The sequence below is a fragment of the Paenibacillus filicis genome (assembly GCF_038070315.1).
Lineage (GTDB): Bacteria > Bacillota > Bacilli > Paenibacillales > NBRC-103111 > Paenibacillus_G > Paenibacillus_G filicis.
The window spans coordinates 101,720-121,794 of sequence record NZ_JBBPCC010000007.1 but is presented as its reverse complement, the minus strand read 5'-3'; the positions used below and the strand labels follow the sequence as shown (position 1 = coordinate 121,794).

General features: G+C 54.8%; 15 protein-coding genes and 1 pseudogene. 1 reads left to right on the top strand and 15 read right to left on the bottom strand.

Annotated features, from left to right (window positions below; all coding sequences use genetic code 11):
• Positions 1-597 precede the first annotated feature (597 nt).
• Positions 598-2,922: a golvesin C-terminal-like domain-containing protein gene (locus WMW72_RS12845; protein WP_341415880.1), complete on the top strand. Its 2,325-nt coding sequence runs from the start codon at positions 598-600 to the stop codon at positions 2,920-2,922.
• Positions 2,923-3,015: 93 nt separating this feature from the next.
• Here WMW72_RS12845 and WMW72_RS12840 read toward each other — a convergent pair whose 3' ends face one another.
• From WMW72_RS12840 to WMW72_RS12770, 15 genes and pseudogenes are all read right to left on the bottom strand, one after another.
• Entirely contained in the window at positions 3,016-3,366 is a 351-nt protein-coding gene (locus WMW72_RS12840; protein WP_341415879.1) for an alpha/beta fold hydrolase, read from the bottom strand.
• Between the two features lie 88 nt (positions 3,367-3,454).
• Entirely contained in the window at positions 3,455-5,722 is a 2,268-nt protein-coding gene (locus WMW72_RS12835; RefSeq protein WP_341415878.1) for a family 78 glycoside hydrolase catalytic domain, read from the bottom strand.
• Between the two features lie 192 nt (positions 5,723-5,914).
• The gene (locus WMW72_RS12830; RefSeq protein WP_341415877.1) at positions 5,915-7,519 is read right to left on the bottom strand and encodes a response regulator transcription factor; all 1,605 of its coding nucleotides are present in this window, start codon (positions 7,517-7,519) and stop codon (positions 5,915-5,917) included.
• A 12-nt stretch (positions 7,520-7,531) separates the two neighbouring features.
• Entirely contained in the window at positions 7,532-9,301 is a 1,770-nt protein-coding gene (locus tag WMW72_RS12825; protein ID WP_341415876.1) for a cache domain-containing sensor histidine kinase, read from the bottom strand.
• 82 nt (positions 9,302-9,383) lie between these two features.
• Positions 9,384-10,976, bottom strand: a complete 1,593-nt coding sequence (locus WMW72_RS12820; protein WP_341415875.1) for a type 2 periplasmic-binding domain-containing protein — start codon at positions 10,974-10,976, stop codon at positions 9,384-9,386.
• A gap of 77 nt (positions 10,977-11,053) precedes the next feature.
• Positions 11,054-11,929 carry a carbohydrate ABC transporter permease gene (locus WMW72_RS12815; RefSeq protein ID WP_341415874.1) on the bottom strand — a complete coding sequence of 292 codons (876 nt, stop codon included), beginning with the start codon at positions 11,927-11,929 and terminating at the stop codon, positions 11,054-11,056.
• Between the two features lie 11 nt (positions 11,930-11,940).
• Complete coding sequence (locus WMW72_RS12810) at positions 11,941-12,843, bottom strand: ABC transporter permease (protein ID WP_341415873.1); 903 nt, start codon at positions 12,841-12,843, stop codon at positions 11,941-11,943.
• A 228-nt stretch (positions 12,844-13,071) separates the two neighbouring features.
• Positions 13,072-13,404, bottom strand: a pseudogene (locus WMW72_RS12805) (serine hydrolase domain-containing protein); the annotation flags it as partial.
• Positions 13,313-13,714 (bottom strand): methyltransferase, encoded by a 402-nt coding sequence (locus tag WMW72_RS12800; protein ID WP_341416026.1) that lies wholly within the window; start codon positions 13,712-13,714, stop codon positions 13,313-13,315. The pseudogene WMW72_RS12805 and the gene WMW72_RS12800, both read right to left, overlap by 92 nt.
• A 217-nt stretch (positions 13,715-13,931) precedes the next feature.
• The gene (locus tag WMW72_RS12795; RefSeq protein ID WP_341415871.1) at positions 13,932-14,135 is read right to left on the bottom strand and encodes a hypothetical protein; all 204 of its coding nucleotides are present in this window, start codon (positions 14,133-14,135) and stop codon (positions 13,932-13,934) included.
• Between the two features lie 514 nt (positions 14,136-14,649).
• A complete protein-coding gene (locus tag WMW72_RS12790) occupies positions 14,650-15,717 on the bottom strand; it encodes an ABC transporter substrate-binding protein (protein WP_341415870.1) in 1,068 nt (355 codons plus the stop codon).
• Positions 15,718-15,753: 36 nt separating this feature from the next.
• Entirely contained in the window at positions 15,754-17,073 is a 1,320-nt protein-coding gene (locus WMW72_RS12785; protein WP_341415869.1) for an FAD-binding oxidoreductase, read from the bottom strand.
• 42 nt (positions 17,074-17,115) lie between these two features.
• On the bottom strand, positions 17,116-17,985 hold the full coding sequence (locus WMW72_RS12780) for a fumarylacetoacetate hydrolase family protein (protein WP_341415868.1): 870 nt from the start codon (positions 17,983-17,985) through the stop codon (positions 17,116-17,118).
• Positions 17,982-18,821, bottom strand: a complete 840-nt coding sequence (locus WMW72_RS12775; protein WP_341415867.1) for a creatininase family protein — start codon at positions 18,819-18,821, stop codon at positions 17,982-17,984. Before WMW72_RS12775 ends, WMW72_RS12780 begins: the two co-directional genes overlap by 4 nt.
• Before the next feature lie 47 nt (positions 18,822-18,868).
• Positions 18,869-20,065 carry an amidase gene (locus WMW72_RS12770; RefSeq protein ID WP_341415866.1) on the bottom strand — a complete coding sequence of 399 codons (1,197 nt, stop codon included), beginning with the start codon at positions 20,063-20,065 and terminating at the stop codon, positions 18,869-18,871.
• Between the last annotated feature and the right edge of the window lie 10 nt (positions 20,066-20,075).

Below are 20,075 nucleotides of genomic sequence, written 5' to 3'. Positions count from 1 at the left end.
CCTTTGGCTTTTCATATAAGTAATGCCAATCGAGACCGTTCGAGCTTAGTTTTCGTTGGATCAAAGGGCAGAGAAACCCCTTGATAGCTGGTACGCGTTTTACCCAGCTCGAAAACTAAATACCTCGAACGGTACGGATGGTCATCCTTTTCACCTCTTGTTGGAAGATACCCCCATTATAAGGCTGAAACCGATGATACTCAAGTCATTTAATCCTAGAAGCTAAACGCTTGAGGTACGCAGGGAGTGAATGTCAGTGCTCCCAGGCAGCAAAGTATGCCGGATTCTGACAAGAGCTGCCGGTTACCTTTATGCTTGCGCTTAGCTTCTGCACGCCTGGATCAAGCATGTACGCAGTTGTCAAGGCACTTTTTACGGCTTTTTTCTCTGGAATGTAAATGAGAAGGCCTGTTTTCATCATACGATATTGTTTACGATAAAGAAGTAAGCTCTCGACAACGAGCAGCAAACATTATTGTAACCGCTTTAATTTATTTCTCGAAAAGCTGGTGACCGCAGGTAGTCTACCCGCTCATGGCAGTAACACTACAGCAGAAAGGATCCGCCATATTCACAATTTGACAGGAGGTCCATCCCATGAACAAATACTGCAAGCTTCTCTCTCTTTCCATGACCGCCGTACTTATCGGAGGCATCGGCTTCACGGCTGTGATTCCGGAAACGGCTGCGGCCAGCTTTACGAATTATATTACACGAAGCGGCGATACGCTGAAGGACGGAACGGCTGCCTTCCGCTTCACCGGCTCGAACGCCCCGCTGCTGCTGCGGGCGTGGACGGATCCTGACGAGATCACGGATGCGATTCGTTCGGCGGCAGAATCCGGTATCGACGTGTTGCGGCTCTATCCGTTCGAAGTGAAGATGGCGGCCGATCCGGAGGGAACGCCCCGACACGTCATGGGCCCCGGGGTCTACAACGAGGGAGCCTTCAAGCTGTTCGACAAGATCTTGCAATTGGCCAACCAATACAATGTCCGGCTGATCGTGCCCTTCGTGGACAGCTATACCTATATCGGCGGCACGGCCGACTGGGCGGCTTTCCGGGGGCTCAGCTCCGGCAGCTTCTGGAGTGATCCGACCGTGAAGCAGGACTTCAAGGACTTCATCAGCTACGTGCTGAACCGGACTAACACGCTGACCGGGGTTCCGTACAAGAATGACAAGGCCATTTTGGCCTGGCAGTTAGGAAATGAGCTCCCCTCAACCGACGCCTGGGTAACAGAGATGGCGGCTCACGTCAAAAGCATGGATGCCAATCATCTGCTGGCAGACGGAAACTACGTGTTTTCGCAAGGAATCAAGACCAATTCGCTGAATGATGCCAACATCGACATCATTGATCCGCACATCTATAAGGGTGAAGGGGACTTGGTCAGCAAGCTAACGGAATGGCGGAACACCACCGCAGGCAAAAAAGCGCTGATTATCGGGGAATTCGGCAATTATTCTAGTGCAGAGGTTAGCCAGCTGCTCTCCATGGTCCAATCGAACGGCACGGTTGGCTCGCTGTACTGGGGCACCATGTTCCATCACAAGATGGGGGGCTGGCACTTCCCGTCACCCGGCAACTGGAGCTACCTCCGCTATCCCGGCTTCGCCTCCGGAGATTGGGCCTATGAAACGGCTATTATCAATGCCTTGCGTAGCTCCGCATACGGCTACAAAGGATTGTCCGTACCTGCATGGCCGACGCCAGCGGCCCCCCTCTTATTTCCATCCGACTCGGTCCATACCCTCTCCTGGCAGGGAGTCTCAAGCGCAGCCTTGTATGAGGTGGAACGAGCCGTCAGTGCCGCGGGTCCATGGGCTACAGTCAGTAGCGGTGTGAAGGATGATGTCACCACACCGCGCCATCACACCTTCGCGGTTCCGATCTTCGATGATACGACGGCTGCAGCTGGCAGCTTTTACTATTACAGGATCAGGGCCAAAAATCCAGCGGGTGCCTACTCTCCGTATTCCAACGTGGTAGGTCCGGTGAAGTCAGCAAGCGTCACCATCGTCGACAACGGCGGACCTGGTTACAGTGAGAGCGGAACTTGGACGACGAGCTCACTGGCAGGCAGCTACGGCGGAAGCTCCCGCTACAGCAACAGCGCCGGAAGCACGGCGACCTGGACACCGGTCATCCCCGTGCCGGGGTATTACAATGTATACGTGCGTTACCCGTATTCCCTCTCCTCCGCGACGAATGCCCAGTACACCGTCTTCCATAACGGACTCACGGATACGATCGAACCCATCGACCAGACCAATATCGCGAACGGCTGGCGCTTGCTGACAACCGCTTACTTCTCCGGCGGCGGCACGGAATATGTGAAGCTGACGGCACCCGGCAACGGCACCAATCATTACAGAGCCGATGCGGTCATGTTCGAACCCCTGGCTTTCGGCGATGGCTTCCAAAACAACAGCTCCAGCAATTGGACTGCTCTTAGCGGCAGTTGGTCGGTCGTCGACGATCTTAGCAAGGTGCTGAAGCAGACGGGCACTGGAGTAGCTGAAACCAGAGGCGGAGCGGTCTACACGGATCTCTCCCTGACAGCGGCTGTCAAGGCGTATGACAAGCCTGCGGCGAACGCTTCCTCCGGCCTCGTGGCCCGGGCCAGCGCAGATTTTTCCGACTTTTACCTGTACCGTATCAACTATGACCTGAACAAGCTGCAGCTCTACAAGAGAGTGGCCGGAGTCTTCACCCAGATCGGGGAAGCGAACTTCACCGCTAACCCAGGTAGTTGGAATCTGCTCCGACTTGAGCTCAAGGGGAATTCGATTAAGGGCTATGTGAACGGAGTGCAGAAGATCAGCGTCACGGATTCCAGCCTGACCAGCGGGTACATCGGACTGCGTACTGTCGGCCAGACTGCTGTATTCGATAACATTCTCGTATCGGAGAATTAAAGACAACAAGAAGCAAAGAGCGCGGCGCTGGCCGTTCTCTTTGCTTCTTTCTTGAACCATAAGTGATCTGGAGTATCCAACGGGATGAGTCACTTAGTTCTCCTGGATGAAGTCCGCGATGAGATGTCCGATCTCGTCCGGTGCGTCTTCGAGACAGTAATGACCTACGCCGGGAAGCCAGTGGACAGGAGCACTTGGGAACAACTCCATGAACAGCGGTAGAAAATGCTCGGCATGGAGCGTCCGATCCGCTTCTCCCCAGATCGCCAGCGCAGGCTTCTGACGGACCTCGTCTACAGTTGACGCGTCGGGCATCTCGAATTGATGCGCACCCGAGTATATCCCTTCGCCCAGCCGAACGCTCCAAGACAATCGGCTGGGCTGGCCGAACGGCATCGGTCCATTGGTTGAGATCACCCGGCAGTACAAAATAGAATGAATCATTAGACATTAAAAATAGCGCCAGACTAAAACTTGAACATAAGTTTTAGACCGACGCCGTGTTCATGTTTAAATCTAATTTCCCTTTCTTCTATCCCTGCATCCGCACGACATGCTCACCAGCGCCGTAAGAAGCTCCTTCAGACAACACCGTCACCCCTTTGGGCACAGTTAGGTTCAGACGAATACCACCCGCCAGCTCAGCTTCGCGTTCCACCCGAACAGCCAGAACGCCGCATTTCGTCGGAATAGCGCCTTCTGCCCAGGCCAGCCCGCCTAGAAGACGAGGGGCTATCTCGACGACCTGGTGTCCGGGCTTCAGGGAGCGCACCCCCAGAACCGACTGCAAAAACATATACACGGGCATACTTCCCCAGGCATGGCATGCTGAGCTGAATTGAACCTCCCCCGACTGCTTATCCGGATAGAACAACCCCCACCACTCCCATACGGTCGTAGCCCCGGCCTCCACCATTGGGCCGTACCGTTCACGCACCAGCTCCAGCATGCGTTCCTCTCGGCCAAGCTTGCATAGCGCCCTGTACACGACCAGCATGAAGAAAGGACTGGCTGCAATGGCGCACCCTGCAGCTTCGGGCGAAAACACCGCCTTATAGATCGACTGGCTTCGCTCGTCTTCAGCTCTATGTAACACGACCAAAGCCAGAGCATTCGCTGATTCACTGTACAGGGGGCTAGGGACTCCCTTAACCAAGCATTCCGTATAGGTGCCGACCTCCGGCAGCCATAAAGCTTGCTTGATGCCGTCCGCCAGCCGATCGCTGGCACGAGTGTAGTAGTTATCGGCCTCCTGATCCCCCACCTGTCTGGCATAGAGGATCGCCTGGCGCATCGCTTCCAGATAAAGCAAGTTGAGCGACGTTACGATCCCTCCCCGTTCGACATCCGGCCATCTCCCCAGGGGAGCCTCACCCGCATCCACGTATGCCCAATACGGCACATCCACGAGTAACCCCGCTTCGTTCTCGAAGCCGGAGAACCAGCGAAGCGCCTGCATGATATTCGGCCACCATTCGGCCAGCAAGCCGTCATCGCCGTAAGCCTCCAGGTATTCGCCGAAGGAGCTGATCCAATGCAGGCAGAATGACGGGATCGGCGGGTAATTGTGATGACCGTCCGGATACCGCTGGGCTGTCATGCCCTGCCAGTCCTGCGATTGGCCGACCTGCTCCAGCAGCTTGCGATGCAGCCTGCCGTCTCCCGAGTAATACGTCTGGTAGAGCGCCTGCCAACGCCCATCCCCCATCCACTGCTGCTGCTCCCGGCTTGGCGAATCGACGAAGGCATCCTGCATACAGATGCGCAGTGTGTGCTCGGAGATGTCCCAGATTCGCTGCAGGGCCGGATCGCTGCACCGGAAGGACGCGTGCTGTGCCATTGGGTAACGGCGGGTTCGCAAGCCTACCCGATGCACGCAAACCGGGCGAGCATCAGCATGACGAATCCGCAGCTGGACGTAGCGGCAAGCCTTCCAGCCGAAGCCTACCTCCAGCCGCCGCCGGCCCTCCGAGAGGATAAACCTGTCGATGGAACGATTATTATTCGGATTAAGCAGCGCCTTGCCTTCCCACAGTTCTTCGGCATAGACCACATCGATAACCGTTCCAGAGGTTCCCGTGACCTCAAGCTGCAGATAGCCCGGCTCAATCCTGCCGAAATCGTAGGTCAGCACTTCGGCTTCCGCAGATGAAGGCGATTCGGACCACACGTCCTTCACCGTATCCGAGGGGCTTGCCCCGGACAGACCGATCCCCTTCGTTTCCTCGATGATATCTAGATGCATGCGCTCGGAGGATGCCGGACGCATCGGAACGATACCGCGGTTTACGACCCGCAGTGCATCCAGCTCCTTCTCCTCCAGCAGCGGAATGGGTCTTCGCAGGAAGTTCCAGAAGGGCGACAGCCGGAAGCCTCGTGACTGGGCATTCTCCCAGCCTTCCTCCGCCGCATCTGGCTGATGCCAGTCCCCCGTGTCCAGCCGGGCGTCGTAAATTTCGATAGGCCCTTGGCAGCCGTTCACGCGGGGAGCCTCAGCATCGTAGGCGTCCGCTTTGCGGCACAGCCAGGTGGAGTCCGTCCCGATCCGAATCGTCCCACCCTCTGGCCCGGACACGCGCAGCTCTGCCAGCAGGGCGGGAATCCGATCGATCGATTGTCCGGTTCCGTAGCCGTAATACAGCACCATGACGGCGATGCAGTTGCGGCCTGGACGAAGCAGCTTCGAGACTGGGATCTCGTCGACATATTGCCATCGAGGGTCGCTGCGGCAGGGGCCTCGGCCTGCGTATATCCCGTTGACATATACGATATACCGGGAGTCGGCGAACATGGTTAGCATTCCGAGAGCCCCTTCCTCCATGGGGAGCTCGAAGGTTCTGCGGAACTGACAAAAGGACTGCAAGGGGTGCTCATAATGGGTAGCCACCTCGGAAGGATGCCAAATGAGGCATGTATCTTCCCCCCACTCATATTTCTGTGGCCTTTGTCGCTGAAATCGGGATCTAGCCACTGCCAATCCTCTCGCTTTCCGTTAGACTCGTCTGCGGTTCGTCTCATATTTTTGTGGAGACGTTCCGGTCATTTTTTTGAAGAGGGTACAAAAGTACTTCTCATTCGGAATGCCAACGGCCTCGGCAAGCTCTTGATTCGTGTACGCTCTTTTGCGCAGAAGCTCGATGGCTCGCTCGATCCGGCGCCTTGCCACGTAGTCTGTAAAGTTGATTCCCAGCTCTTTCTTGAATAGCTCACTGACATACGACGGATTCAAGTGAATATGATCGGCCACATGGCTTAGCGACAGCGATTCGTGCAGACGCTCCTCCACGTACAAGATCGCTTTGGCCATATCCGGCCGCAGCCCCGCAGGTGTCGCTCGGGACATGATCCGCTCCCACTCCAAGCGGAGTCGTTCTGTCAATTGATGCAGATGCGCGCAATTCTGGAGTCCGGGGGTCTGCGGATCTTCCAGTTGATGACCGGCCGGCAGTAGCTTGCGCCGCAATCGGACTAGCCACCTCTCGACATAGGGAATCAGCTTGTCCGGGGGAAGGCGGTACGTGTGTAATAGCTTCAGAAGCGACGACAGCTCGTCTCGATCGGAAGCCGTAGATACTCGGTCCAGCAGGCCTTCGAACCGCTCGAACAGGACGTGCGTATCGGCTTCGCTGTAGACCAGACGGCGGCTTGGCGTTACGACCATGCCGAAGCTGAAGTAAAACGAATCCGCTAACGCTGCCGAAGCTTGGCGATAAGCGGCCGCTGCCTGCTCCCAGCCCTGATGCCGGCGGCTCACCCCGATGGAAACGGATAGACGCAGGAAAGCTTTCATATGGGCAAGAATCTCCTCGGCCAGCTCCAGCCCTTTGGTATCGGCACCGTGTTCTCCGGCTGCTTGAAGCTTGGACAAGCCGACCAACGTGTCGGCGGACATCTCGCATACGAAACATCCGCCCGAAGCCTGAAGAACCTCCTCCATAATATTCAGCATGCCGTACTTGAGCGAATGACGGTCGGCAGGCGAATACTCGGCGGAGAAGCCCGCATAATCGTCAAGACGCACTACAAAGCAGGCGTACTGGCTAGGCTGAAAGTCTGGGGCATACTCTTGGCTTCTTCGCTTCATCGCCGAGGCGCTCAGTTCGCCTCGCAGCAGCTCCTCGAGCAACTGCTTGCGCATCCGATGCGAATCGCCCTTCACCGATCCGCTGAGGCTGTGCAGCCGGCGGTCTCTCTCCTCCCAAGCCAGCACATTGTCCCGCGCCTTGGCCAGAGCGGCCAGCACCTCCTGCTCCCTAAGCGGGACCTTGACCAAATATTCGAAGACCCCCATGGCGATCGCCTGCTTGGCGTAGGCAAAGTCCGAATAGGAGCTCAGGATGATAAACTCAATGCGAGGATGGCTGACTCGAAGCTCTCGGATCATCTCCAAGCCGTTCTTGCCGGGCATGACCACATCGGTCACAATCAAGTCTGGCTTCAGACGGGAGGCCAGCTCCATTCCTTCATCGGCTGAATAGGCCGTACCGATCAGCCTATACGGCAGGCGCTGTTCCTCCCAACGCTCGAACATCCGCTGCAGCCGCCGCACCATCGGCGGCTCGTCGTCGACTATCAGGCAAGTGATGACTTCTCGCATGTTCAGTCCCCCTTAAGTGGCTAGGCTGCTCCGCTCGCCGGCTCCCAGATCGGGAAACCGCAGCGTGACCCGGGTCCCCCTGTTTTCCTCGCTCCAAACGCTGAGGCCATAGCATTCTCCGTAATTCAGCTGAATCCGCTGATGAATGTTATACAAGCCAATTCGTTTGCGCCGTCCCGCTTCATCGCCGTTCTCCTGAATAGGCAAAAGCAGGGCCGACACCTTCTCGGCAGACATCCCCACCCCATCGTCCGTAACCTCAATTAGGAGCTGCCCCTCCATTCGAACCGCAGTCATTCGAATTGCTCCTGCGAATCTACCGCCGCTATAGCCGTGAAAAATACTGTTCTCGACGATCGGCTGAAGTGCCATTCGGAGTACGGGATGCGACAGCATGTCGGGATCGATCTCTTCTATCAGCTCGAACACGCTATCGTAGCGAATATTCTGAATATGCAAGTAATCCCTTACATTACGCAGCTCCTCGCTCAGGCTAGCCCGGTCGGAGAAGTCCGTAATGCCATATTCCAGAATGGCAATCAGCGCCCCGATCAAATTGTCTACTTCCTCGTATCTGCCGGCCTCGACCACATTGCTGATGGAGCCTAACGTATTATAGAGAAAATGCGGATTGATCTGCGATTGCAGCACCTGGATTTCGAGCTCCTTCTTCCTGCGCTCGCTGAGGTTGACATGGTCGAGCAGCGTACGGATTCGCCCTAGCATCGTGTTGAACGTGTCGGTCAGCTCGCCGAATTCATCGCTCCTGATCTTCGGAATCGTGACATTCAGGTCGCCCTGCCTTACCTGACTCATCTTACGGATCAAGGCATAGACCGGTCTCCGAATCATCCGGGCCACGATGGCAGCCGTTACCATACTGAGGAGGATCCCTACCGCCAGTATCCCGAAGAAGAAGGATTCCAGCCGTTGAAGGGAATTCTTCAGCGAGGTATTGTCCGAGAAGGCGAACACAATCCACTTCGTACTAGGAATAAAGCCTTTCATCACAGTGACGGGAATGCCGTTCATCGGCTCCCGGAACACATCATCCTTCTGATGGATCAGCTCCAGGCTATCCCGTTCATCGAACAGAAGCCGGTGGTCCTTCACCCGAAACGGTCCGCTTGCAGAAGGCTCGACAATGACGTGTCCCTGATCGTCGAGAATGGCCAACTGAAGATTGCTGCCGTGACTGATCCGGTCCATTCGCTCCTGCAGAGCCGTCAGATTGAGATCGAGTGCAATGACCATCGGCTCCCCGGCGAACGTTAACGCTTTGGTGAACGTCACCGTCCAGCCGGAGAAGAACGATGGATAAGGTCGGCTTACCGAGATACTGCCGTAAGCATTGCTGTAGGCCGACCAGTACAGTTCCTCGCGGGCTGGCAGCGGATCGTTCAGTACCTTGGTGACGGGATTGCCTCCGACGATGGACAGGTCTTCCCGGATAAAGTACACATCCGTCAGCATCTCCGAATGCGTGCGATATACTCCCTCAAGCCCCGTTTGAGCTGCGCTCATATCGCCCCGCCACGTTTCGGATGACGAAGATAATAAGGCCATCGTGTTGTGAATAAGAGCCACATACAAGTCCATATACTGCTGCTCCTTCAAGAGAAGCTGCTTGGCCCGTTCCAGCTGGCTGGAGGAAATTTCATTCTTAATGTACCGGTACGACAGGGCGCTCACAATCACTTCCGAGCTCAGCACAAAGATGAAGCATACCAGGAATAATCGGAACGAAATCGTGTGAAACAGCCTTCGAGCCCTGCCCGGCATACAGTCCACTCCTGTAGGGTTAGTGTCGTCCGAATCCTCAGACGGAAGAAGAGGAGAACGGCATCTCCTCTTCTAGGTACGATTATCTCAGCACGCCATCGCTTTGGAGCTGTTTCGTGTAATGGGCGACGGCTTCGTTAAGCTTAAATTTATCCTGCAGGGTCTTCACGTACGTATCCCAATTGCCGAGCGGCTCCTTGCCGGTGACGAACTTGAGCATCATCTCATTGACATATTTGACGCGGTCTTGCGCGAGCGGATCGTTCGGGTCGTCGAATACCCGAGGATTGACGTTATTGTCCTTCAGATAGCTAGTATTGATTTTCTGATTGGCCCCTGTGACCTGGGGATTCTTGAAGTCGAAGTATACGTTGTCATTGGCTTTACGGACGAAGGCGTAATTATAGCGCCACTCCACTTCCTTCTCATTGTAGGTCGTCCTGTCGATTAAGGCAGGCTGGCCGTTTGTGATCTTAAAGGTTTTATCCTTCAGCCCGTAAGCCAGATACAGATAAGCATCCTGATTCGTGTACAAATATTGAATGAACTGCATCGCTGGCTTGGTCTTGGCCGTATCCTTAAGCGCTTCCTTGGAGAGCCCGATCATGGCTTGCTGGAAAGGCTTCACATCGAGAATCTGGTCGCCGTACGGACCTTTCGGCGGAGGGATCTGCTTCCACTCGGGCACGCTTCCGCCAGCATCCTGCATCTTCTTTTGTTCGGCCGGCTCCATACGGCGCCAGTCTGCGATCATGATGCCGACCTTGCCCTGATACATCTTATTATCCCGCTTCAAATTGTCGTCAATGGTTACCCAGTCGGGATCTACCACCTTAGCTTGGATCATATCTTGAATGAACTGCAAGGCTTCTTTGGTTTTCGGGTCTGTGTTGTACACGACGACCTTACCGTCCCTGATATCAACGAAGTTAGGCTGTACCCCGAACATCCAGAAGATTTGCTGGAAGCCTTGACCGCCGCCGGTGCCGTACCCGAGCGAGCCGTCCTTCGGCAGCATGGCCAGGAATCCGTAGGTGTCGTTTTTGCCGTTTCCGTCCGGATCATTGAATGTAAACGCCTTCATAACGGTTAATAGCTCTTGCGGATTCGTCGGGACCTGCAGATTCAGCTTCTTCAGCCAAGTCTCATTGATCCACCAGCCGTTTACACCACCTACCGCTTCAGAGCCTGGAAGTCCGATCATATGGCCCTTATATTTCATAGGCTCTAGCCGGGAAGGATCGAAGGCCTTGGTCAGCTCCGGCACTTCTTTGAGCGCATCGTCGAGCTCTGCGACGAGCCCTTGCTCGTAATATTTAATCGCGCTGGCACGGTCCGGGAACGTGAGTATGTCGGGAATTTGGTTCGATGAAATGAGCAGGTTCAGCTTGTCTTTCCAATTCTCGCCCCCGAGCGTCATTTCCAACTCGATGTTATTATCCTTCTCGATCATTTGGCGAATCGGATCGTTTTCCCTAGAAGGCATCGGCGTCGTCTGTCTGTATCCGATCGTGTTGTAAAAGTTAAGCTTAAGCTTCTTCTGCGCTTCCGTCGGGGTCCCGCCCCCCTCCTTGCCGGTTGCTTCCGGCTTCGGATCGCTCTTGCTGCAGCCGTTGGCTGTGATGCCCAGCACGATTGCGAGCGCGAGCATAGCATGTGCCTGTTTTTTTCTCATGAATGAACCTCTCCCCTTCGTTTATTATACAGGTTTATATCAAGAGTTTCCTCAAGATAATGATCATGAAGATCTCGCTAGCCCTTTACCGAGCCGAGCAATACACCCTTGGTGAAATGCTTCTGGATGAACGGGTACACGACTAGAATCGGCAGCGTCGTCACCACAACGGAAGCCATCTGTACCGAGATGGGATTCACCGAATTGGTGGCCTCAGCCGCATCTCCGCTGATCGCTACGGAGGCCAGCAAGATTTGTCTTAAGAAAAGCTGCAAAGGCTGTTTCGAGGTATCGTTGATATATAATAAGGCATCGAAATAGCTGTTCCAGTGCCACACGGCGTAAAATAAGGAGATGGTGGCGATAATCGGCACGGAAAGCGGCAGAACGATACGGAACATAATGGCTATCTCCCCCGCTCCATCGATCCTTGCAGCTTCATCGATAGCTTCTGGCAGCTGCTCGAAGAAGCTTTTGACGATCATCAAGTAGAAGGCATTGACGAGGCCGGGAATGATGAGAGCCCACGGCGAGTCGAGCAGACCGAGCTCCTTCACCAGCAAATAGCTCGGGATGATGCCCCCGTTGAACAGCATCGTGAAGACGATGAACATCAGAAAGGCGCTTCGGCCGGGCAGCGACTTGCGGGATAAGGGCAGCGCCGTTAAGAGGGTGAAGAAGAGATTGAGAGCCGTACCGACCCCGACCCGGAACAACGTAGCCTGATAAGCGTCCGTTAACCGGCCGCCCTTCATAATCTCCTGATAGGCAGTCCAGGTTACCTTGGCAGGGATCAGGACAAGTCCGTCACGTTTGATGACCTCGGATATCGGGGTGACCGAAACGCTAATGACGTAGATGAACGGAATTACGCAGGTAATGGCGAACAAGGCGAGCAGCATATAGTTTAGGATTTGGGCGATGCGCTCGCTGCGGGTCAGATGATGATTCATAGAGCTTCCTCCTACCAAATTTGTCCGTCGAATCTTTTGGCCAGACGGTTAGCGCCGAGCACGAGCACGAAGCCGATGACGGACTTGAACAAGCCGACTGCCGTCGCGAGTCCGATCCGCCCCTCCTGCAGTCCGACCCGGTATACCCAGGTTTCAATGACATCGGCTTTTTCCTGATTCAGCGGATTCATCATCATATAAATTTGATCGAAGCCTACATCGAGAATGGCGCTCAGACGCAGGATTAGCATCAGCACAATAACGTTGCGGATCCCCGGCAGCGTGACGCTCCAAAGCTGTCTCCAGCGCGACGCCCCGTCGACCGTTGCCGCTTCGTACAGGGACGGATCAATTCCCGTTAAAGCCGCCAAGTAAATAATGGCTCCCCACCCGACCGACTGCCAAATATCTGTTCCCACGATAAGAGGTCTAATCAAGCCAGGCTCAGTGAGGAAGGAGATGCGATCCAGATGGAAGGCGGTGAGCAATTGGTTGATGAGGCCCGTACCGGGCGCGAGGAAGGCGACCAGCAGGCCGTAGATGATCACCCATGACAAAAAATGAGGCAAATACGTCAAGGTTTGAATGGTACGCTTGAATCCCTTGGATGTGACGCTATTCAGCATCAAAGCCAAAATGATCGGAGCAGGGAAAGAAAACAACAGTTTATACAACGAAATGAGAATCGTATTTCCAATAATTTGGTAGAAATAAACCCCTTCGAAGAAGAGCTTGAAGTTTTGCCATCCCACCCATGGACTTTCCCAAAGCCCCTTGAGCACGTTGTAGTTTTTGAAGGCGGCGGTGATATACACCATGGGGACGTACTTGAATACTGCAAAATACAGCAACCCCGGGAGCAGGAGCGCATACATGATGCGGTATCGGTAGACCTGCCGAGCTATTCGGACCATAAGTGTCTCTCCTCTTTCTCTGTCTGATAGCTTTATTTTAGCTGCTGGAGCAAACCTTACGGTCCAAAATCTTCGGTAAATGGTTCGTTATCTTCGAGTGTCCAATCCATTCGTCGTTCTTTGGAGACCTAATCATAGGAGGAGCATGGGTTTCGGGTGAGAAGATTCTAACCGGACAGATTCGGCCAACAAAAAAAGCCCGCGCCTTAAGGCGGGCTTAGCATGGTGCTAATCGAGTACAGCCGGGAGAATACGTTCCTTAATCAGGCTCCACCGATCACGGGGATTGACCATGAAGGCCGATGAAATAACTACGATCATGTCTTGCTCAGGCATGCAGCAAATGATATGACCGCCATCGCCTATGGCGGCAAAGGCGCCGTCCCCTTCGTTCAGCCACCATAGATAGCCGTATTTATGAGGAGTCATCGCTGTGGATTCGTCGATCCATGCACGGGAAATGACTTGCTTATGGTCCCACATGCCGCGGTTCAGATAGAGGAATCCAAATCGAGCCATATGGCGGGGGCTTAGGGTAAGCCCCCACCCACCCGTGGAAGAATACGTGGCCGCTAGCGGCGATATTGCGGCGGGCACATTGCACCGCAGAGGGGTCGACATCTGCGGCGTACAATTCAGCCTGCCTCAGGCATCTGACTATTGCGGTACCCACTGCGCCCGAGCCGCAGCATAGATCAACGACGATGGGATTTGCCAACGGCTCAGCCAGCCGGATAGCCTGCTGAACCAGAAATTCGGTACGCCTGCGAGGGATAAAGACGCCGGGGTCCACCGCGATCCGCAGGCCGCAGAATTCCGCCCAGCCGACAATATGCTCGAGCGGCAAACTGGCGATTCGCCGGCTTACCATGTCCTCAAGCTCCGAGCGTGACTGTGCTGCAGAGATGAGCAGCTCCGCCTCATCCTCGGCGAACACGCAGCCGGCAGCCCGAAGTTGGTTGGAGATCCTAGTATGAATGCCGTATCTACTCCTATGTCTAGCAGAATGAGGTTCGTATGCTATCTCCACTGAAAGTGCCCGTAGAGCGATATACATAATTATCCACCTAGTCCTGGCCGTATGCAACCTATGCTCGTGAGGAATGACGAATCTCTTGATTCCATAATGCCTGGAAATATTCGCTGTTACGGATCAAATGGTTGAAGTCACCCTCATCGATGATCTCGCCGTCTTTTACAAGTAAGATTTGATCCATGTCTTTGATAAATTGAAGCCGATGAGCGACGATGATTAAGGTTTTGTCACGGAACAACTGTAATAAGGTGTTCATACTACTTTTCTCCGTCAAAGTCTAGGCTGCCGTTGCTCCATTGAACTCTTCCCTTCAACTTCCAGAGGAGCCCCTGATCTTGAATTGCCCAATTTCATGCTGACCCTCAACATCGTATAACGGAATTAGCCGATCTCTGTTTGAAGCCATACGGGCCAGTGCTTCCTCTGGTGTGCGAGGCATATCGCCTCGTAATTCCTTAGATTTCACATATCCAAGAGTTCCGTCAACGCCGTAAGCTTTAATTAAATTCGGTTCTGTATCTAAAGAAGAAGTGTCCAATCCAGAGCCATAGGTTTGTCCATTTTCATTCTTGGGAAATGGTATAGATCGATATCCGTTACTATAACATATAGCAGCGTTCATAAACGTAACAAGTGAATGATACGTGAATAACCGGAGTCTGACTTGATGGAGTCATTCCCCTCTCCCTCTTCTCATGAACACGACGACAAAACAATGGCTGCCTGCGGTATAATTCAAATCCGCAGGCAGCCATTTAGGCTCAGCTTTTTTATTTGGCAGGCAAGAACTGGGTCGTGAACGCACGTTCGATCGGCTCGCTTTTCTTCAGGACGCCCATTTCCAGCAGCTGTTTCTGCACTTCTGACCAACGCTCCTTGGTCATCGTGCCCGTGCCCTTCGTCGCTGCATCTCCGCTATAGGCGAAATCTCCTAATTGCTTCGCACTGAACTGCATCATCTCAAGGCTCAGGTCCGGATTTTTCTCATGGATCGAAGGATTGATTTCATCAAAATGATCCTTGTAATAGTCCCAGCCCTTCACGGTTGCTTCAACAAACGCCTTGACTTGGTCCGGGTGCTCGGCGATCATCTTCTCCGTCGTGAAGTAGACGTTCGAATAGATGTTATAGCCGGAATCCGCGTTGAGCAGCATGCCGAAGTTGACCCCCTGCTTTTGTAAGGTGAACGTCTCGGATGTCGCGTACCCTTGGGTAACAGCCTGCGGATCGTTGACAAAATTGACAAGAGACCCGGTGTATTTCATCTCTTGCGCCTTGCTCAGCTTATATTTGTTTTTCATAAACTCCCAGAAGCTAGCCGTCGATCCGACATACACCTTGTGGCCATTCAAATCGGAAAAGTCTTTAATCCCGGATTCCTTGTGATAGAACAACGCCTGAGGGCTTTTCTGGAATGCCGTGGCGATCGCCACGATCGGAATGCCTTCCTGCCGGGCTACTAAAATATCATCCCCGTTCGCCATGCCGAATTCCGCTTTGCCTGAGGCGACAATCTGGGTGGAGGATACCGAAGGACCGCCAGGCGTCAAGGTCATGTCGAGACCGGCATCCTTGTAGAAGCCTTTGGCCAGTGCAGTAAAGTTGCCGCCATGCTCAGGCTGAGGGAACCAGTTAAGAACCAGCGTCGCTTTGACGGAAGTTTTAGGGGCCGAAGCCGTCGGTGTGGAGCTTGCCGCAGGGGAGCTGGAAGCATTCGACGAAGGTGCGTCGAGTTTACTTCCACAAGCACCGAGAAATCCCATGGATAAGACCAAACCTAGCGATAAGAATAAGCGGCGTTTTTTAATGGCTCCGACAGATGTGCTCAACTGCTTCATAAGAACGTCCCCTCCGATTGGTTGTTTGTCTCTAAGTCATCCGATTTTGCCAGGATTCAGCAAACTTAGCGGGTCATTGGCTTGTTTGCGAAGCTGCATGCTGACGACTGCGCCTCGTCCGCCGTTATCGAGCATCCACGTATGCGGATCGTAGATTTCCACGCCGATGGAGCGGCATGTCGCGATGATATGGTACAGCCGCTCTTCCGTCGTGAAGCGCACCACGGGGAGCGCATTGGGCAGCAGCTGTCCGCCGCTCCGAATCCATTCGAAGTGCATCAGCAACTCGTCTCCGAACATCGCCTTGAGCGTTCGCAGCTGTTCCAGATAACGACCCGGTTCGAACCCCGCCTGCAAATACGTGTACGCAGAGTCCGCTTTCAGTGCCCACAACGTCGTATGATTCCATGTAAAGTCGGACAAGCCGATGGTTTTACGGTACATCTCCGGGCCGATGATATGGCCTACCTCTCCCTTGAAGGAGGCAGCGATCTCCGATAATTGGGTCAGCGAGCCTTCTGCGACCTCGGTGAAGACCACATGCTTATTCGGGGACAGCACCTTTTGAAGAGGCTTAAAGAATGAGGGCAGCGGCCATTCGATCGGAGTGACGAGCCTCTTGGGAACGGAGTCGTCCAGGGATAGTGCCTCGCCGAACTGGAGCGCCCCCTCAAATTCGTCAAACTGAACGACAACCTGTGTCCAAGCCGTCTTCGCCGCGAGCGGAATCGTAACCTCGGTCATAATGCCTGTCGTTCCGTAATTGTGAATGTAATCCACCAGCGCCTCGCCGGAAATCTCAAGCCGCTGCGGTTGCTCCTCCAACGAATAAACGACCGCCGACAGCACATTGCCGTCCCAAAGGCTGCCCCAGGTGATGGAGCCGACTCCACCGGAGCCGCCGGACACAAACCCGCCTACCGTCGCCTTTGCATACGTGCTCGGATAAATCCGGAGCTCCTGCCCCTGCTCACGCGCCGTTTTCTCCAGAACCCCCAGCTTCACACCGCACTGTACACGCGCATAGCCGTCACCGATCTCCACAATCCGGTCCAGTCTGCTCAGATCGAGCACGATGCCGCCTTGCAGCGGAATCGATTGGCCGTAATTCCCCGTACCTGCCCCCCGCGCGGTAACCGGGATCCGGTGCCGATACGCGAAAGCCAGCACTTCTTCGACCTCCCGCTCGTTCTTGGGTGCGATGACGGCATCGGCTTTCTTATCTTTCAGCCGTTTATCGAGTACCGGGGAATACCAGTAAAAATCCTTCGAAAGCTTTTCCAGCGTTTCCTCATCCGTATAGAGCAAAACGCCATCTAAATCCGCTTCCGCTCCTGCTCTCCATGTCAGTGACATGCACCGCACCTTCTTTCTCGAATAGTTATAGCGTCCTATCACTTACGGAATTTCTAACTGCACCGGGTTGATCAAGCCGTCGAAGCCACTGATTCGGCACTCCGCTTCGTCCCCTTCGTGGATATCGATCGAACCTGGAGTTCCGGTCATAATGATATCGCCGGGAAGAAGTGTCATCATCTGTGAGAAATAAGATACAATAAACCATGGATTGTAGATCATGCTCGACACCGTGCCTTCGTGAGTCACTTGGCCGTTCAACGCGGTTTGCACTTTCAGAGCCTCCAGCTCCTCCACCTCGTCCAGTGTGACCAGATGCGGACCGAAGCTGAAAAATGTATCGAAGCATTTTGAGCGGCCGAGAAATCGGGGGTTGCGCGCGTGAATATCTTGCGCCGTCATATCGAGCGTAGGCACCAGACCCGCTACAACGTCCCTGGCCTCCTCCGGGCTTATGGATTTACAAGCCTTGCCGATCACAAGTCCAAGCTCGGCTTCTGCGGTAATGCGCCCTGCCCCCTGCGGCAGCCTGATCAGGTCACCAGGACCGATTAAGCTCGTATCGGGCTTCATGAAGCAGATCGGCTCAGCATCTGGAGGAGTAACCTTCATCTCGCCGGCTTTCTCCGAATAATTAGCGCCGATCCCCCATATTTTTCGAGGGTTCCGATATAGCGGACCGTAGACAGCATCTCGCAGAGGAAGAGCTTCCAGCCCGAGCAGCCGTTCTTCTCCCTCGTCCCGATACCAGGCACTCAGTCTGTCCAGCTCCCCCAGAACGAGAAGACTCATAAGGTCTGTGCTCCAGCTCATGTCCAGCGCTTGATTTAAGGTTCGGAGTGCAACGACGCCTTGCCTCGTCACGATCGCCGCTTCCTCGGAGCTGCCGAGCTTAACTGTCGCGAGCTTCATCGCTTAACCTCCGCTTCCAGCGGGCTCAAGCCTCCCCTAACTTGCTCCACGTCGAAGGAGCAAAGCTCGGCTAGCGCCAGCGCAAGCGTATCGGTAATTCTTTCCTGCATGATCTCGCCTTTGGCCGCGGTCGCTTGAGTCGCATCCCCGCATATGCCGCTGGCTGATATATCTTCCATGCGCCACGCAAAGCGAATGCGTCCCTCTAGCGTCAAAAACTTCATGCCGCCCAGATCTGGCACCTCGGCAATAAGAAACTCATCCTGTACCCATCCCGGCTTAATCGCCTTCACGATAGAGGTCTCATAATCTCCACCGTGGATGCCGTATTCCAGCTCCTCCGGAGCGATAATACCTTCCGCCCCCCCAAGGCTGGACGGGGACAAATAAAACACCGTCATCCCATATTGGATGCGAATTTCCCGCGAGACGACATTGAGCAGATCGACATTGCCCCCATGCGTATTGAACAGCAGCAGCTTACGGAAGCCGCTAAGGTGCAAGCTGTAGGCGATGTCCATAATGAGCCCTTGCAGCGTAGCGGCTGAGATGGAGATCGTCCCAGGCAGGCCGAGATGCTCATTGCTTTTGCCGTAGGATATCGGAGGCAGCAGCCAGATTTGCTCCTGCCCGCCGACTTTTTCAAACGCCTGAGTCAGCGTCGCTTCTCCGATCAAGGTATCGGTCATGACCGGCAAGTGCGGGCCATGCTGTTCGATCGCACCCACGGGCAGGATGACGAGTGCACGCTCCTTCGGCAGCTCCCTCACCTGCTTGCTCGTTAGACGGGGGAGGAAACGTTCCTCCCAAGCGGCCCCCTCATATCTCGTAAACATAAGCATGCTCCTTTTCTATGATCGTTTCTATGATGCTTTGTTCTGCCTCATGGGCGAACGGCTTCGAGCGGCGCGAGCAGCACAGCCACGACATCCCTGACGAAACGAAGCAGCCGCAAATCGCTGCGTGGTCCGGCGATGAACGAAAGACCTACCGGACGACCGTCCATATCCGTAAAGGGAACCGTTACCTGCGGCAATCCGCTGAGGCCTGCTATGCAGGAAAGCTGCATGACTTTGGACCGAGTCCGCTCCATAAGCTCTCCCTCAAGGCCGATTTCCGGCGCTGGGCAAGGGGCTGTCGGAATGACGAGCAAGCCGTCGTCCATTAGCAGCCCTGTAAGTGAAGTCTGTATCTGCTTCCGAACGATGCTTTGACGCTCATAATCTTCGCTCCGCAGCGTGCTCGTCCATTCGAACCGTTCCTTGATGCCCGGGCCGAACTGCGGCTGGTGGCGCGTAATCCATTCCCCGTGGTTGGACCAAATTTCATAGCCTTGTATCGTACGGAACGTGTCCACCCACTCGGCGAGCCCATTCGGAGCCATAGAAACCCACGTGCTTGGCATCACACTTTCCAAGAGCTTCACACTGCCGGACAGCACCTGCAAGCAGCTCTGTTCAGCGGCTTCCCAAGCCTCCTGCGCGAACAGCAAGCGCTGGAACTCGCCGCTTTCCGGACAATCCGGCACCAGCGACTTCCCCACCTGCAGCAGCATAGCTGCATCACGTGCCATCCAACCGACCGTATCGAAGCTGTCTGCAAGTGGGATGACACCATCCATGGGCACAAGGCCGTGCGTCGGCCGTATGCCGTAGATCCCGCAATACGAAGACGGGATGCGGACTGAACCTCCGGTATCCGTGCCAAGCGCGAAGTCGGCAAGCCCCGCCGCCACTGCAACGGCAGAGCCGCTGGAGGAGCCGCCGGGAATGCGGCCGGGCGCCTTCGGATTGACGGGAGTGCCATAGTGGGCATTTTCACCGTTTAAACTAAACATCAGTTCATCGGTGTGTGTCATCCCATTGAGCTGGGCCCCGCTCCCGAGCAGCCGCCGGACCACTTCGGCGTGCCTTGCTGCAGGATGATGAGTGCGAAACCAATCCGGATTACCCGCCGCATTCGTATGTCCGGCCATAGCGAACACATCTTTGGCTGCGAAGTGCAAGCCTTGCAGCGGGCCGCTGCCTGTCGGTTCGATGATCAAGTTCTCCTTAATATAAGCCTTCCATTCGTCCTCCATAGCGTCCACC

What these genes read in the sequence shown, in the direction of transcription:
- WMW72_RS12845 (WP_341415880.1), top strand. Translation starts at nt 598, where the DNA reads ATGAACAAATACTGCAAGCTTCTCTCTCTTTCCATGACCGCCGTACTT.
- WMW72_RS12840 (WP_341415879.1), bottom strand. Translation starts at nt 3,366, where the DNA reads ATGATTCATTCTATTTTGTACTGCCGGGTGATCTCAACCAATGGACCG.
- WMW72_RS12835 (WP_341415878.1), bottom strand. Translation starts at nt 5,722, where the DNA reads ATGCTAACCATGTTCGCCGACTCCCGGTATATCGTATATGTCAACGGG.
- WMW72_RS12830 (WP_341415877.1), bottom strand. Translation starts at nt 7,519, where the DNA reads ATGCGAGAAGTCATCACTTGCCTGATAGTCGACGACGAGCCGCCGATG.
- WMW72_RS12825 (WP_341415876.1), bottom strand. Translation starts at nt 9,301, where the DNA reads ATGCCGGGCAGGGCTCGAAGGCTGTTTCACACGATTTCGTTCCGATTA.
- WMW72_RS12820 (WP_341415875.1), bottom strand. Translation starts at nt 10,976, where the DNA reads ATGAGAAAAAAACAGGCACATGCTATGCTCGCGCTCGCAATCGTGCTG.
- WMW72_RS12815 (WP_341415874.1), bottom strand. Translation starts at nt 11,929, where the DNA reads ATGAATCATCATCTGACCCGCAGCGAGCGCATCGCCCAAATCCTAAAC.
- WMW72_RS12810 (WP_341415873.1), bottom strand. Translation starts at nt 12,843, where the DNA reads ATGGTCCGAATAGCTCGGCAGGTCTACCGATACCGCATCATGTATGCG.
- WMW72_RS12800 (WP_341416026.1), bottom strand. Translation starts at nt 13,714, where the DNA reads ATGGTAAGCCGGCGAATCGCCAGTTTGCCGCTCGAGCATATTGTCGGC.
- WMW72_RS12795 (WP_341415871.1), bottom strand. Translation starts at nt 14,135, where the DNA reads ATGAACACCTTATTACAGTTGTTCCGTGACAAAACCTTAATCATCGTC.
- WMW72_RS12790 (WP_341415870.1), bottom strand. Translation starts at nt 15,717, where the DNA reads ATGAAGCAGTTGAGCACATCTGTCGGAGCCATTAAAAAACGCCGCTTA.
- WMW72_RS12785 (WP_341415869.1), bottom strand. Translation starts at nt 17,073, where the DNA reads ATGTCACTGACATGGAGAGCAGGAGCGGAAGCGGATTTAGATGGCGTT.
- WMW72_RS12780 (WP_341415868.1), bottom strand. Translation starts at nt 17,985, where the DNA reads ATGAAGCTCGCGACAGTTAAGCTCGGCAGCTCCGAGGAAGCGGCGATC.
- WMW72_RS12775 (WP_341415867.1), bottom strand. Translation starts at nt 18,821, where the DNA reads ATGTTTACGAGATATGAGGGGGCCGCTTGGGAGGAACGTTTCCTCCCC.
- WMW72_RS12770 (WP_341415866.1), bottom strand. Translation starts at nt 20,065, where the DNA reads ATGGAGGACGAATGGAAGGCTTATATTAAGGAGAACTTGATCATCGAA.